This is a genomic window from Nocardiopsis sp. MG754419, assembly GCF_018207095.1.
Taxonomy (GTDB): Bacteria; Actinomycetota; Actinomycetes; order Streptosporangiales; family Streptosporangiaceae; genus Nocardiopsis.
The window spans coordinates 1-13,923 of the sequence record NZ_QOCZ01000019.1 but is presented as its reverse complement, the minus strand read 5'-3'; the positions used below and the strand labels follow the sequence as shown (position 1 = coordinate 13,923).

Genomic DNA, 13,923 nt, shown 5'->3' with positions numbered 1-13,923 from the left:
AGTCACTGCTCGTCGGCGACGGCGGCTCCGCGCCGTTCCGCCTGCTCCGCCGCTTCGGCGGAGGCTGTTCCCGGACGCTTGCGGAGCGTCCAGCCCTCGACGTTACGCTGCCGGTGTCCCTCGGAAACGGCGAGGGCCCCCGGCGGGACGTCGTCACGGACCACGGTCCCGGCCCCGGAGTAGGCACCGTCGCCGACGTGCACCGGAGCGACGATGGTGTTGTCGCTGCCGATGCGCACGTGGTCGCCGATGGTGCTCCGGGACTTGTTGACCCCGTCGTAGTTGACGAACACCGAGGAGCAGCCGATGTTGCTGCCCACGCCGATGTCGGCGTCGCCCACGTAGGTCAGGTGCGGGATCTTGGAGCCGGCGCCGATGTCCGAGTTCTTGACCTCGACGAAGGCTCCGGCCTTGGCCCGCTCGGCCAGGCGGGTGCCCGGCCGGAGGTAGGTGTAGGGACCGACGGTGGCCCCGGGCCCGATCTCGGCACGGTCGGCGGTGGTCTGGCGGACCTCCGCACCGTCGCCGACGACGGTGTCGCGCAGGTCGGCACCGGGGCCGACCACGGCGTCCTCGCCGATCCGGGTGGTTCCGTACAGCCGGGTGTCGGGGTGCACCACGGTGTCCGGGCCGATGCTCACCTGGGCGTCCACCCAGGTCGTCGCGGGGTCGACGACGGTGACGCCGGAGAGCATCAGTTCGTGCAGGATGCGGTCGTTGAGCAGGCGTCGGGCCTCGGCGAGCTGGACGCGGTTGTTGACGCCCTGGACCTCGTGCCAGTCGTCGGCGATCCAGGCGCCGACCCGGTGACCGTCGCCGCGGAGGAGACCGACGACGTCGGTGATGTACTCCTCGCCCTTGGCGTTGTCACTGGACAGGCGCTGCACGACCTCGGTGAGCAGGGCCCCGTCGAAGGCGTACATGCCGGAGTTGATCTCGTCGATCCGGTGCTGCTCGGGGGTGGCGTCGGCGTGCTCGACGATCTCGGTGAAGGCACCGTCGGAGTCACGGACGATACGACCGTAACCGTGGGGGTCGGGAACGCGGGCGGACAGCGCCGTGACGGCGTTGCCCTCGCGCTCGTGTTCGGCGACCAGGCCGTTGAGGGTGCTGCCGCGCAGAAGCGGGGTGTCACCACAGGTGAGAACGACGGTCCCGGTGAGCTTGAGCCCCTGGCGGGCCAGGTCCTCCAGAGCCATGCGCACCGCGTGACCGGTGCCGTTCTGCTCTTCCTGGACGGCGGTGGACGCCTCGGGGGCGACCCTGTCCAGGTGCTCGGTGAAGTGTTCGCGCTTGTGGCCGAGCACCACGACCGTGTGTTCGGGGTCGGTGGCCCGCGCCGCCTCGAGAACGTGGCCGAGCATGCTGCGGCCACCGATCTCGTGGAGCATCTTGGGGAGCTTGGACCTCATCCGGGTGCCCTCTCCGGCGGAGAGGACGATGACGGCAGCCGGGCGTTTCACGCTCACTGAAGGAGACCCCTCGTGATAGCTGGCACAGGAACAGTCGGCTCACCCGGCGGCGGCGCGTCCCGCATGCCGCGCGGGCGGCCGTCGGATGGCCGGCGGCCGACATGGGAAGGATACATGTGCGCCATGGGCGCTCTTCGGCGGCGCAACGGCGGGCGTGGACGCGGCGCGTCGAACCGATCGGACGTCGGGGGCCGGTGCGGCCGCGGTCGGCGCCGAGGGGTGGGAGACACGGAACGGTCGGGCGTGTGAGCCACGCGACCGTGTGTCGGCCGTCTCACGCGCGGGACACGAGGGTCACGGGGCGCGTCGAGCGTGGGCGGGGAACCGCTCCCGGACCAGGGCTCGAACCTGGACGATGGGGACCAAAACCCCACATGCTGCCGATTACATCATCCGGGAACGCGGGGGCCTCGGCCCCGGCGTGCGCCACCAACATAGCGCCTTCCATGGAGGACTTGCCAAACCTACGGGGTCGTAGGTTACGGTTACGTAGGAATAGGTTGGGCCGTCCGGTCGGGTGTTGCATGCCCCTGTGACGCCGTCCTGACCAGTGACGACGTTTCCTGCAACGAGGTGTTCCAGACCATGACCGCAGCCCCCGAACTTCCCACCGAAGGCGCCACCGACGCCACGACACACCAGCCCAAACGTGAGGCGATCCCCGAGTACGAGGCCGAGGTGAGGGGTAAGGCCGAGCGCTACACCGTCTTCGCCTTCGTGTTCGTCCCGCTGATCGCGCTGCTCGCGGCGGTGCCGTTCTTCTGGGGCTGGGGCCTTTCCCTCACCGACATCGTCATCGCGGTCGTCTTCTACGCGATCAGCGGTCTGGGCATCACCGTCGGTTTCCACCGTCACTTCACGCACGGCTCCTTCAAGGCGAACCGGCCGCTGCGCATCGCCCTGGCGATCGCGGGCAGCATGGCCATCGAGGGCAGCGTCATCAAGTGGGTGGCCGACCACCGCCGGCACCACAAGTACGCGGACGCCGAGGGCGACCCGCACTCCCCGTGGCGTTTCGGCGACGACTGGAAGTCCGTGGCCAAGGGCCTGTACTACGCGCACATGGCGTGGATGTACCTGGACGAGAAGCGCACCTCGCCGCGCCGCTTCACCCCGGACCTGCTCAAGGACAAGGACGTCGTCCTCATCGACCGGCTGTTCGTGCCGATCGTGTTGTTCTCCCTGTTCGCCCCCGCCGCCATCGGTGGTCTGGTCACCATGTCCTGGTGGGGCGCGGTCACCGCGTTCTTCTGGGCCGGCCTGGTCCGCGTCGCCCTGCTGCACCACGTCACCTGGTCGATCAACTCCATCTGCCACACCATCGGCGAGGAGAACTTCGAGGTGCGCGACCGCTCCCGCAACGTGTGGTGGCTGGCCATCCCGTCCTTCGGTGAGTCCTGGCACAACCTGCACCACGCCGACCCCACCTGCGCCCGCCACGGTGTGCTCAAGGGGCAGATCGACATCTCCGCGCGGATCATCTGGATCTTCGAGAAGTTCGGCTGGGCGACCAAGGTGCGTTGGCCGAACAACGAACGACTCGCCGCGAAGCGGGTCAAGGTCTAGGATCGATAACCATCATGGGAGCAGCCGACAGCGAACAGAGGACCCGCGTGCGCCGCAAGCGCATGACGGGCAAGGAGCGTCGGCAACAGCTGTTGGAGATCGGCCGGGAGCTGTTCGCCGAACGAGGGTTCGACGCGACCTCCGTCGAGGAGATCGCCGCACGAGCCGGTGTGTCCAAGCCCGTGGTGTACGAGCACTTCGGCGGCAAGGAGGGCATCTACGCCGTCGTCGTGGACCGGGAGATGCGCACGCTCCTGGACATGATGGGCGAGGCCCTCACCGCCGACCACGCGCGGAACAAGATCGAGAAGGCGGCCCTGGCCCTGCTGCGCTACGTCGAGGAGGACAGTGTCGGGTTCCGGGTGCTCACCCGTGACTCCCACGTGGCCTCCGGAACGGGCAGTTTCGCCAGCCTGATCAACGACATCGCCAGCCAGGTCGAGCACATCATGGCCGACGAGTTCGCGGAACGCGGCTACGACCCGGCGCTCGCTCCCATGTACGCCCAGGCGTTGGTGGGCATGTGGGCGCTGACCGGCCAGTGGTGGCTGGAGGTGCGCAAGCCCAAGCGCGAGGTGGTCGCCGCCCACCTGGTCAACCTCGCCTGGAACGGGCTCTCCGCGCTGGAGTCCAAGCCGAGGTTGGACACGCGCCGACCGCGCTCGGGCTGACCCCTGGGGCGTCGTCCTCGGCGACGCCGCCCTTCCACGTCGATCGTGGGGCGGGTGCGATACGCATACCCGCCCCACTATCTTGATGTCAAGAGATATGCTGGGTCCCATGCGCGATGAGGTGGATGGGCTTCTGGAGGCGTGGCGCTCCGAGCGGCCGGACGTGGACGTGACACCACTCGAGGTGTTCAGCCGTGTGTCCCGGCTCGCCCGCCACCTGGACCGTGCCCGGCGCACCGTCTTCACCGAGCACACGTTGGAACCCTGGGAGTTCGACGTCCTCGCCGAGCTGCGTCGCTCCGGACCGCCCTACGAACTCAGCCCGGGCCGGCTGCTCCGGGCCACACTCGTCACCTCCGGCACCATGACCAACCGGGTCGACCGTCTGGCCGCCGCCGAGTTGGTGCGCCGCCGCCCCGACCCCGCCGACAAACGCGGCGTTCTGGTGCGCCTGACCGACCAGGGCGCCGAGCGCATCGACGCCGCCCTGGCGTCCCTGCTCCGCTACGAGGAGACGCTGCTCGCCCCCATGCCCGCGGCCGAGCGCGAGCAGCTGGCGGGGTTGTTGCGTCACCTGCTGGTCCCCCTCGATGGGATTCGCTCCGGCGAAGAGGGGTAGATCCCGCGGTCGACCCCCCTCGTTCGGTGCCCCCGGAGAAGGTGCGCCTTGGCATGGCTGTGAAGGGAGAGCAGTGTGAGAATGCGGTGGACCGCCGTGGCGGCGGTGGCGTTGGTGGTGGCGGGATGCTCCGGCCCCGAGGAGGACCGGGGAGAGCCCGTCTCCGAGGGCGCCTCGCAGCACTACCTGTCCCTGGGCGACTCCCTGACCGTCGGGGTCCAGCCCGACCAGAACGGTTCCGTGGTGGAGACCGACGAGTCCTTCACCGACGTGCTGTACGAGGACCTGCGGGAGGACGACCCCTCGCTCGTGCACGAACGCCTGGGATGCGGCGGTGAGGACACCACCACGTTCATCGAGGGCGGGCTCCCTCTGTGCGAGGAGCGGTACGAGGCCGGCTCCCAGTTGGACCAGGCCGAGGAGTACCTGGAGGAGCACGGTGACCAGGTGAGCCTGATCACCCTCACCATCGGCGCCAACAACTTCACGGACTGTGTGACCGGTGTGCGCCCCGGGGCCGCACCGCGGCTGGAGGCCGCCGGCGTCGACGAGGAGTGCGTGGCCGAGGGGATGGACCGCCTGGAGTCGGAGGTCCCCGAGATCGCCGAGCGTCTGGGCGACGCCGCCGGGGAGGACACCCAGATCATCGGGATGACCTACTACAACCCGTTCCTCGCCCTGGCACTGCTCGACGGCCTGCGGTCCCTGGACGCACCCACGGCGGGGGCCGAGGACCTCAGCGAGGACGCCCCGGAGGAGGCCGTGGAGGAGGCGTCCCACACCGGGCTCGCGGCACGATCGGTCGAGGTCATGGACGAGTTCAACGACGCGCTCGCCGCCGCCTACGAAGCGGCCGGCGTGGAGGTCGCCGAGGTCGACGCGGCCTTCCACAACACCGACACCGAAGCGGCCGAGGGCCAGGGCGAGGTTCCGGTCAACGTGGCGACCATCTGTGAGCTGACCTGGATGTGCGACACCGTGCGCGGCCCGGACATCCACACCAACGCCGCCGGCGCCCAGCGGATCGCGGAGGCCTTCGAGGCCCGGGTCCGCTGAGGCCCCGAGGGGTCCGGCCCGGGCCCCGGTCTCGTCCCGGGCCCGGGCGACGATCAGAAGACGGCGCCCTCGAAGCTCAGCTGTTCGTCGTGATGATCGATCTCGACGACCATCCGTTCGGCGTCCTCGGGGGCCTCGCACCACATGGGGAACTCGAAGACACCCCCGAACTCCTCGCTTCGCAGTTCCTCGTCGGTGTCGGCCGTCGAGGTCGCACCGTCCGCCACACAGGTGACGGCCAGGTCACCGAACCCGAACGGACGACCGAACTCCGGCACGAGGATGATGAGGTCGAAGTCCACCCGGTCGGGCTCGGTGCGGGAGAGGTAACGCACCATGTAAGTGACGTCGGAGGTCTTGAACAGGCTCGGTCCTTGTTCGAAGTCACCCTGGGGGTGCGCGACCGTGAGGGTCAGCCCGACGTCCGTCGAGTGCGTCGACGAGCATCCGGTGAGGGCCGGGAGGACGGCCAGCGCGAGCATGGCGGAAAGGGGGAGGCGTGACATGCCCCGGAGTTTAGGGCCTGCGAACACGGGCCGGTTCCCCACGACGGTCCAGCGAAAGCGGAACTCCGGAACGCGACCCCATGGCCGGAGCATTTCCGGATTCCCTCGAAAAGGACCCTTCTCCGCCGATGCCATTCCCGGATACGGTCACGGACGCGCTTCGTCCGCGGTGTCGGTGCACGAGTCAGGACGGCGCGCGGCGCAGGCGTCCGCACGCGTGGACACCCGGCGGCGCCGATCGTGTGGCCGCCCCGCGTCGGCACGGCCCGCCCCGTTCCGTATCCGACTGTTCGCGAACACCACCGCACCAAGGGAACCGGAGGTTTCACGGACCCTCCGACGACGACCGCCAGCGCCGGCTCGGGACGGGTCGACGACGCGCGGCGTGCGGGCACCGACACGTCCTGAGCTGAGCGGATCCGCTGTTCCACGTGGACGAGCGCCGGGCCCGGGCCACCTTTTCCCCACACCGGCACCATGGTCGATCCTCGGGCGCACCGCGCCCGGATCACCTTTCCGACCGCAACGCGTTGGGCCTCGCCCTGTGCCCGTTCCTTTCCGGGCGGCCCTCGAACAAGGGACCGTTCTCCTCGCCCGGAACGGAGCCCCGAAGCGCGCTTTCCCTTTCCCGTGGGCCGCCGAATTCGAGAGCGCGGAACGCCGTGTCCCCGATCCACCATCGATCGGGGCCCGGGGACGCCGTCACAGCGTTCCGGTCCGGTGGCGGGGCCTTCCGGGGGACGCCTCGCGGAGGCGAGGACAGTGACCCATCCCACCCTCGGACCCGGACCCCGCCCGAGCGGTCAGGCCTCCTCGGGCAGCGCACCCTCGATGAGCCGGACGATCTCCGGGTCGTCGGGCACCGTGGTCGAGCGGAAGCGATGGACGGTGCCGTCCGGCAGCACCAGGAACTTCTCGAAGTTCCACTTCACCTTCCCCGCCTGCCCCGCGGCGTCGGAAGCCCGGGTGAGTTCGGCGTAGAGCGGGTGCCGGTTGCGTCCGTTGAGCCTCACCTTGGTGGTCATCGGAAAGGTCACGCCCCAGGTCATCGAGCAGTACTCGGCGATCTTCCCCTCACCACCGAACTCCTGGAGGAACTGGTTGCTGGGGAACCCGAGCACGGTGAAGCCCCGGTCCTCGTAGCGCTTCTGCAACTCCTCCAGGACGCCGTACTGCGGGGCGAACCCGCAGCGAGAGGCCACGTTCACCACCAGGCGCACCTTGCCGGACCACTCACCGAAGGTGGTCTCCCGGCCGTCGATCAGGGTCACCGGGATGTCGTCCAGGTCGGCCATGGCGTCTCCTCCTGCGTTGGGAACCGTGCGCGCACTGTGAGCAGACTACGGGTCGCCCCGGCGCACGACCGCGCGGGGCGGGCACCCGTCACGCGTTCAGTCGCCGACGAGCTCCGCCTGCTCCAGCCAGACCATCTCCAGCTCGTCCTTCTCGGACGCGAGGGTCTTGGCCTCGGCGTCGAGTTCGGCGAGCCGGGTGTAGTCCTCGGCGGAGGCCGCCATCAGTTCGTGGAGTTCGGCCTCGCGCTTGGCGATCCGGTCCATCCGCCGTTCGACGCGCTGCATCTCCTTCTGGGCGGCGCGACGCTCGGCCTGGGAGAGTCCGGGGGCCGGGGCGGGCGTCCGGGCCGCGGCCGTCTCCGAGGCCCCCAGGGGCACGGTGACCTCGCCGGCGGTGGCCGCGCGGCGTTCCAGGTACTCGTCCACCCCGCCCGGCAGGAACGCGAGCGAACCGTCGCCCATCAGGGCGAGCACGCGGTCGGTGATCCGCTCCAGGAAGTACCGGTCGTGGCTGACCAGCACCAGGGATCCCGGCCAACCGTCGAGCAGGTCCTCCAGCTCGGTGAGGGTCTCGATGTCGAGGTCGTTGGTGGGCTCGTCCAGCAGCAGCACGTTGGGCTCGTCCATGAGCAGGCGCAGCAGCTGGAGGCGGCGCTTCTCGCCGCCGGAGAGGTCACCGATCGGGGTCCACTGACGCTCACCGCGGAAACCGAACTTCTCCAGCATCTGGCTGGCGGTGTAGTCCCGCTTGCCGATGGTGATGTGCTCGCGCACGTCCATGACGGTCTGGAGGGGACGGGCGGTGGGGTCGAGTTCGGCGATGTTCTGGGACAGGTGGGCCAACCTGACGGTCCGGCCGGTGCGCACGGTGCCCGCGTCGGGCTCGCGCTCCTCGGCGAGGATCTTCAGCAGGGTGGACTTGCCCGCGCCGTTCACTCCGACCAGCCCGACCCGGTCGCCCGGGCCCAGCTGCCAGGTGAGCTCGTCGAGGAGCGTGCGGTCGGGAACGGCGACCGAGACCTTCTTGAGGTCGATGACGGTCTTGCCCAGCCGCGAACTGGCGAAGCGGACCAGCTCCACGGCGTCGCGGGGCGGGGGCTCGTTCGCGATGAGCTGGTTGGCCGCGTCGATGCGGAACTTGGGCTTGGAGGTACGCGCGGGGGCACCGCGGCGCAGCCAGGCGAGCTCCTTGCGCATGAGGTTCTGCCGGCGCTCCTCGGCGGCGGCCGACTGACGGTCCCGCTCCGCCTTGGCCAGCACGTAGGCGGCGTAGCCGCCCTCGTAGCGCTCCACGGCCCCGCGGCCGACCTCCCAGGTGCGGGTGGTGACGGCGTCCAGGAACCAGCGGTCGTGGGTGACGACCACGAGCGACTCCGGTCGGTCCTTCAGGTGGTCGGCGAGCCAGGCGATGCCCTCGATGTCGAGGTGGTTGGTGGGCTCGTCCAGCACGATCAGGTCGTGGTCGTCGACCAGCAGTCGCGCCAGGCCGGAGCGGCGACGCTCACCGCCGGAGAGCCCCGCCATCGGCAGGTCCAGGTCCCAGCCGCCCAGCAGGCCCTTCAGGATGTCGCGGATACGGGCGTTGCCCGCCCACTCGTGTTCGGCCAGCCCGCCCAGCACGAACTCGCCGACCGTGGTGTCGGGGAAGTCGTCGCGCTGGTGCAGGAACCCGGCCCGGAGACCGCGGTTGTGCACGACACGGCCGGAGTCGGGCTCGGTGATCCCCGACAGCACGGAGATCAGCGTGGACTTGCCACCGCCGTTGCGGCCCACCACGCCGATCCGTTCACCCTCGTCGACGCCGAGGGACACCTTGTCGAGGAGTACGAGCGGCCCGTAGGCCAGGGACACGTCCTGAAGATTGACCAGATTCGTCATCACCTCCATTGTGCTGCCCCCACGGAGGTGGACTGACCGGCGCCCGCCCGGGCGGACACTTTTCGCGAACCATCCTTTTCCGTCACCGCGTGCGTCGCGGACGGGCTACGCTTCTGCTCTGTCCTCGGCACCCCCGCTTACGAGCCCCTCCCCTGGAGGCTCGCATCGAAGGACGGTCGCGTATCGAAAGGGGAGCCCATGCGCTCCATCCGTGCCGTTCTCGTGGCCGCACTGCTCGCGGCGTTCCTGGTGCCCGTTCCGGCGCACGCGGCCTCGACCACCGGGGCCCTCATGATCACCCACGTGCGGCCCAACGCCGCCGGGGCCGACATCAAGAACAAGAAGCAGGTCAACCTCAACGGCGAGTACTTCATCGTCAGGAACGTGACGAAGAAGACCGTCAACCTCAAGGGCTACGTCCCGGACATCACCTCGAACAACTACGGGCGCGCGCTGCCCTCGTACAACCTCCCGGCCGGGGCGGTCGTCTACGTGCACACCGGCAGCGGGAAGAACCACCGCGACGCCAAGGGCAAGCACCACGTCTACCGGGGCTACGCACGACACGTGCTGCCCAACGACGGCACCGCGCGCAACCCCGACCTGCGTTTGAAGAAGCCGGGCAGCAAGGACGACAACAAGGCCGCGGGCACCCTGAGCAGCTGCAACTGGGGCAAGGCGGCCGACGGCAGAACCTACGCCTGCTAGATCCTCCGTGGTGACGGACGCCCGTCGCGAGCGGAACACCGGTGGCGCCGCCACCGGGGCGACGCGGGGCGGGAGGAACGTCCACCGCACACCACGCATGAAGGGGAACGCCCGGGGCCGCACCACGCAAGGCCCCGGGCGGGTTCCGGGAGGGTTCGCCCCTCCGAGGACTCCGCGCACGGTCTCCGTGCGCGGGGCCTACACCAGGAAGAAGTCCCGGGCGGCCTTCGCGATTCCCTCCGTGTCCAGCCCGTGGGCACGGGCGTGCTCGGCGGGGGTGCCGTAGGCGCGCAGTTCGGCGTCCCGGGGCACGCCCAGGGAGAGTTGACGATGCCGCCGGTCGACGAGCGCCTCGGAGACCTCGTGCGCCGAGGTCCCGCGGAGGTAGGGCTCGACCGCGAGGACGTCGGCGTTGCCCGCCGCGGCGGTCAGGGCGGCGAGCCCCGCGCGGTCGAACGGGCGCACGGTCGAGGTGTAGGCGACCGTCACGTCCAGGTCCGCCGTGGCCTCCAGCACCCGGTCGAGCATCGGACCGACCGCGAGCACGACCCCGGCGGAGCGGGGCGAGCCGGTGCGCACCACGTGCAGACGGGGCCCGACCGGCAGGGCCGCACGATTGGCCGTACCCGACAGTCGCAGGTACACGCGATGGTCCCCCGGGAGGTCCTGTTCGAGGGCGTCGCGCACCTCGTCGGGGTGGCCGGGCACGCGCACGGTCCACCCGGGCAGGGTGTCGAGGACGGCGACGTCCTCGGGCGCCTGGTGGGTACGCCCCTCCTCGGAGGCGTCGTAGGAGCCGCCGATGCTCACCAGGATCGCGCCGACGTCCTGGTGGCCCAGACCGATCTTGATCTGCTCGAAGGGACGCTCGACGAGGAAGGGCGCGTAGCTGTGCACCACCGGCCGCATACCGGTGAGCGCCAGCCCCCCGGCGACGTCGATCATGGCCTGTTCCCGGATGCCCAGGTTGATGACGCGGCCCGGGTGTTCGAGCGCCGAGCGGCGGAACAGTCCCGCGGAGATGTCGGCCAGGACCACCACGGTGCGGGGGTCGCGGTCCAGGGCACGGTCGACGGTGGCGGCGAAGGTCTCACGCATGGCTAGGCTCCTCGGCTTCCGTTGCGGACACGAGCGACGACCACCAGGGGACGTCCGGTGCGGGAGGGCGTGAAGGCGGCGCGGAGGGCGTCGTGGTCGCGCCCGTCGACCTCGCGGGTCTGCCAGCCCTCGACCTCGAAGCGGCGGCCGATGCCCCCGGGCCAGCCGTGGGTGGCGGATCCGTTGTCGATCGCCACGACGGTGAGGTTGTCGGCGCCCAGCCGCCCGGCGGCAGCGATGGCCTCGTGGTTGGCGCCCTCGTCGAGTTCACCGTCGCCGATCAGCACCACCACCCGGGGTTCGGTGCCGTCGGGCCTGCGGATCCGTTGGGCCCGCAGACCGAGGGCGCTGCCCAGCCCCAAGGCCATGCCGTGCCCCAGCGAACCACTGCCGATCTCGACCCCGGGGACCAGCACGCGGTCCGGGTGGTGCCCGAGCGGAGAGTCGAAGGTGGTCCAGCGTCGCAGGGTGGGCACGTCGAGGAAGCCCTTGGCCGCGAGCACCGCGTAGTAGGCGGCCGGGCCGTGCCCCTTGGACAGCAGGAAGCGGTCACGGTCGGGGGCCTCGGCGGTGGCGGGGGTGACGTCGAGGACGTGGTCGTAGAGGACCCACAGGACGTCGAGGGTGGAGGCGGCGGCCCCCGTGTGCTTCTCGTCCCCCTCCATCAGTCCGATGAGTGCCGGGAGGTCGGCGTACCTGGAGAACGTGGCTGCGGTCGTCATGCACCCCAGTGTTCGACCTCAACCATTGTTGAGGTCAAGGGGTGCGGCGCCCTTCTCCCTCGCGCACGCCCGAGTGATTCGCATCACAGAACGGTGGCGCCGGGCACGTCCCCGTCCGCCGCCACGACCTGCTCGCACAGGCCGGTGCGCGTCAGGGCCGCCACCACCTCGGCCTCCCGCTCCGCGACGACCGTGGAGCCCTCGCCACCGCCCACCAGGAAGGCACAGGTCGGCCCGGAACCGGACACCAGGGCCCCCAGGGCACCCGCGGCACGCCCGGCCTCCAGGGTCCGCTCCAACTCGGGCAGCAGGGACAGGGCGGCCGGTTGCAGGTCGTTGCTCAGGGCCCGCCCCAGCGCCACCGCGTCGCCCGTGGCCAGTGCCTTCTCCAACTCCCGATCGGGCCGGGGCTCAGGGGCGTCCGGACGCAGCCGGTCGTACTCACGGAACACGTCGGCCGTGGACAGGCCGCGCTTGGAGAGGGCGAACACCCAGCGGTAGCGCCCCGGGGACGGCATCGGCTCCAGGATCTCCCCGCGCCCGGTGCCCACCGCGGTGGCTCCGACCAGGCCGAACGCCACGTCGCTCCCCAACCGGGCGGCCAACTCCACCAGGCGTTCCCGGGACAGTCCGGTGCCCCAGAGTCGGTCGCAGGCGACCAGGGCGGCCGCGGCGTCGGCGCTACCCCCCGCCATCCCGCCGGCCACGGGGATCTGTTTGTCCAGGTGGAGGTCGACCGGTGCGCCCCGCCCGGTCTCCTCGGCCACCGCCAGGGCGGCACGGGCCGCGAGGTTGCTCTCGTCGAGGGGCACCCTGGCCAGGTGCGAACCCATCTCGCCTCGGGCCGTCAGCGAGACGAAGGGGCTCTGCCGACGCGCGGACGCCTCCGTGACGGTAACCTCATCGAACAGCGAGACGGCGTGGAACACGTTGACGAGGTCGTGGAATCCGTCCTCGCGGCCGGGCCCCACCGCCAACTGGAGGTTCACCTTCGCGGGGACCCGCACGGTTACGGTGGTATTAACGGTCACGAGTCCCCAATCGTAAAGGAACCCCCACCTTGCGTGAACACACACCCCCGAGCGGGGCCCGCGGTGTTCACGGGCTTCGATCAGCGCGGAGATCCGCGCCTCGGAGCACGAACGCGTGCCACGACCACGGACTCGCTGCCACTGTCATGTCAGTTTCCGCCCGCCCCCGAAGCGGCCCAATACGGCCTATGAGTGGGAATCCGGGCACAAACACCGCTACCTTGGGGCAAGGCGGAGTTTGGACACCGTCGGGGAGGGTCGCTTGCCGTCGGATGGGCTCCCGAAGAACCTGGAACCGTTGGTCGCCGGAGATCCGGCCACCATCGGTCCTTACGTGCTGTCCGGCAAGCTGGGCAGCGGCGGCATGGGAACCGTCTACCTGGGCAGCACGCCCGAGAAGAACAACCACGTAGCCATCAAGGTCATCCGCCCGGAGCTCGCGTTCGACGAGCAGACCCGGGCGCGTTTTCGCGATGAGATGGAGAACGCCCGCAAGGTCGCCTCCTTCTGTACCGCCAAGGTGCTCGACCACGGGACGTTCGAGAACCGTCCCTACATGGTGACCGAGTACATCGCGGGCACGGCTCTGGCCGAGCACATCGCGGAGAACGGTCCTCTGGACTCCTCCACCCTGCACGGCTTCGCCCTGGGCGTGGCCGCGGCGTTGGCCGCCATCCACCGCACCGGTCTGGTCCACCGCGACCTCAAGCCGGCCAACGTCCTGCTGTCGATCTCCGGCCCACGGGTGATCGACTTCGGTATCGCGCGGGCGATGAACACCGCCACCAACCACACCCAGACCGGCATCGTCATGGGCAGCCCGGGGTGGATGGCGCCCGAGCAGCTGCTGGAGGAGAAGGTCACCACCTCGGCGGACATCTTCGCCTGGGGCTGTCTGGTGGCCTTCGCCGGTAACGGCACGCACCCCTTCGGCAACGGCGACGCCATGACGTTGGGCAAGCGGGTGCTGTTCGCCGAACCGCAGATCAGCAACCTGGACCCGCCGTTGGACCGGCTGGTCGCGCGGGCCCTGGCCAAGGAGCCGGGCCGTCGGCCCACCGCCCAGGACCTCCTGCTGGAGCTCGCCGGCGGTGAGGAGGCCGGCAACCCGAACGACATGGTGTCGCACGCCCTGCACCAGTCGTGGCGACCCAACCTGCCGCCGATGCCGCCAGGACCCCCCGGGATGCCGCATCCCGCGCACCAGACCGCGACGGGGCTGCGCCACCCGGCACCGGGTCAGTACCAGGCGGTGCCGCCGATGCCGCCCGCGCACCAGACCGGGAACTTCACCCGCTCGC

13 protein-coding genes are annotated in these 13,923 nt (G+C 70.3%); 6 read left to right on the top strand and 7 right to left on the bottom strand.

Features of this window, described 5'->3' with window-relative positions:
• Window positions 1–2 precede the first annotated feature (2 nt).
• On the bottom strand, window positions 3–1,469 hold the full coding sequence (gene glmU, locus DSY14_RS05790; protein ID WP_211715413.1) for a bifunctional UDP-N-acetylglucosamine diphosphorylase/glucosamine-1-phosphate N-acetyltransferase GlmU: 1,467 nt from the start codon (window positions 1,467–1,469) through the stop codon (window positions 3–5).
• A gap of 588 nt (window positions 1,470–2,057) precedes the next feature.
• Between glmU and DSY14_RS05785 the strand changes: the two genes are divergently transcribed.
• From DSY14_RS05785 to DSY14_RS05770, 4 genes are all read left to right on the top strand, one after another.
• Complete coding sequence (locus tag DSY14_RS05785) at window positions 2,058–3,038, top strand: fatty acid desaturase (RefSeq protein WP_211715412.1); 981 nt, start codon at window positions 2,058–2,060, stop codon at window positions 3,036–3,038.
• Window positions 3,039–3,052: 14 nt separating this feature from the next.
• On the top strand, window positions 3,053–3,709 hold the full coding sequence (locus DSY14_RS05780; protein ID WP_249187377.1) for a TetR/AcrR family transcriptional regulator: 657 nt from the start codon (window positions 3,053–3,055) through the stop codon (window positions 3,707–3,709).
• Between the two features lie 109 nt (window positions 3,710–3,818).
• Complete coding sequence (locus DSY14_RS05775; protein WP_211715411.1) at window positions 3,819–4,328, top strand: MarR family winged helix-turn-helix transcriptional regulator; 510 nt, start codon at window positions 3,819–3,821, stop codon at window positions 4,326–4,328.
• Between the two features lie 81 nt (window positions 4,329–4,409).
• Window positions 4,410–5,384, top strand: a complete 975-nt coding sequence (locus DSY14_RS05770) for a GDSL-type esterase/lipase family protein (protein ID WP_211715441.1) — start codon at window positions 4,410–4,412, stop codon at window positions 5,382–5,384.
• Between the two features lie 53 nt (window positions 5,385–5,437).
• Here the strand turns inward: DSY14_RS05770 and DSY14_RS05765 are convergent, their stop codons facing one another.
• From DSY14_RS05765 to DSY14_RS05755, 3 genes are all read right to left on the bottom strand, one after another.
• Entirely contained in the window at window positions 5,438–5,890 is a 453-nt protein-coding gene (locus DSY14_RS05765; protein WP_211715410.1) for a hypothetical protein, read from the bottom strand.
• A gap of 803 nt (window positions 5,891–6,693) precedes the next feature.
• On the bottom strand, window positions 6,694–7,185 hold the full coding sequence (locus DSY14_RS05760) for a glutathione peroxidase (protein WP_211715409.1): 492 nt from the start codon (window positions 7,183–7,185) through the stop codon (window positions 6,694–6,696).
• 96 nt (window positions 7,186–7,281) lie between these two features.
• Complete coding sequence (locus tag DSY14_RS05755; protein ID WP_211715408.1) at window positions 7,282–9,063, bottom strand: ABC-F family ATP-binding cassette domain-containing protein; 1,782 nt, start codon at window positions 9,061–9,063, stop codon at window positions 7,282–7,284.
• A gap of 198 nt (window positions 9,064–9,261) precedes the next feature.
• Between DSY14_RS05755 and DSY14_RS05750 the strand changes: the two genes are divergently transcribed.
• Window positions 9,262–9,771, top strand: coding sequence for a lamin tail domain-containing protein (locus DSY14_RS05750; protein WP_211715407.1), 510 nt, complete (start codon window positions 9,262–9,264; stop codon window positions 9,769–9,771).
• 198 nt (window positions 9,772–9,969) lie between these two features.
• Here the strand turns inward: DSY14_RS05750 and DSY14_RS05745 are convergent, their stop codons facing one another.
• The 3 genes from DSY14_RS05745 to DSY14_RS05735 all read right to left on the bottom strand — a co-directional run bounded on the left by DSY14_RS05745 (window position 9,970) and on the right by DSY14_RS05735 (window position 12,622).
• Window positions 9,970–10,869, bottom strand: a complete 900-nt coding sequence (locus DSY14_RS05745) for a transketolase family protein (protein ID WP_211715406.1) — start codon at window positions 10,867–10,869, stop codon at window positions 9,970–9,972.
• A 2-nt stretch (window positions 10,870–10,871) separates the two neighbouring features.
• Window positions 10,872–11,591, bottom strand: coding sequence for a thiamine pyrophosphate-dependent enzyme (locus tag DSY14_RS05740; RefSeq protein WP_211715405.1), 720 nt, complete (start codon window positions 11,589–11,591; stop codon window positions 10,872–10,874).
• Window positions 11,592–11,674: 83 nt separating this feature from the next.
• A complete protein-coding gene (locus DSY14_RS05735) occupies window positions 11,675–12,622 on the bottom strand; it encodes a 4-(cytidine 5'-diphospho)-2-C-methyl-D-erythritol kinase (protein ID WP_211715404.1) in 948 nt (315 codons plus the stop codon).
• A 262-nt stretch (window positions 12,623–12,884) separates the two neighbouring features.
• Between DSY14_RS05735 and DSY14_RS05730 the strand changes: the two genes are divergently transcribed.
• Window positions 12,885–13,923: serine/threonine-protein kinase (locus DSY14_RS05730; protein WP_211715403.1), on the top strand; the 1,039-nt coding region annotated here is incomplete at its 3' end.

Bases quoted from the DNA above. Each gene is read 5' to 3' on its own strand.
- DSY14_RS05785 (WP_211715412.1), top strand. From the start codon at position 2,058: ATGACCGCAGCCCCCGAACTTCCCACCGAAGGCGCCACCGACGCCACG.
- DSY14_RS05780 (WP_249187377.1), top strand. From the start codon at position 3,053: ATGGGAGCAGCCGACAGCGAACAGAGGACCCGCGTGCGCCGCAAGCGC.
- DSY14_RS05775 (WP_211715411.1), top strand. From the start codon at position 3,819: ATGCGCGATGAGGTGGATGGGCTTCTGGAGGCGTGGCGCTCCGAGCGG.
- DSY14_RS05770 (WP_211715441.1), top strand. From the start codon at position 4,410: ATGCGGTGGACCGCCGTGGCGGCGGTGGCGTTGGTGGTGGCGGGATGC.
- DSY14_RS05765 (WP_211715410.1), bottom strand. From the start codon at position 5,890: ATGTCACGCCTCCCCCTTTCCGCCATGCTCGCGCTGGCCGTCCTCCCG.
- DSY14_RS05760 (WP_211715409.1), bottom strand. From the start codon at position 7,185: ATGGCCGACCTGGACGACATCCCGGTGACCCTGATCGACGGCCGGGAG.
- DSY14_RS05755 (WP_211715408.1), bottom strand. From the start codon at position 9,063: ATGACGAATCTGGTCAATCTTCAGGACGTGTCCCTGGCCTACGGGCCG.
- DSY14_RS05750 (WP_211715407.1), top strand. From the start codon at position 9,262: ATGCGCTCCATCCGTGCCGTTCTCGTGGCCGCACTGCTCGCGGCGTTC.
- DSY14_RS05745 (WP_211715406.1), bottom strand. From the start codon at position 10,869: ATGCGTGAGACCTTCGCCGCCACCGTCGACCGTGCCCTGGACCGCGAC.
- DSY14_RS05740 (WP_211715405.1), bottom strand. From the start codon at position 11,591: ATGACGACCGCAGCCACGTTCTCCAGGTACGCCGACCTCCCGGCACTC.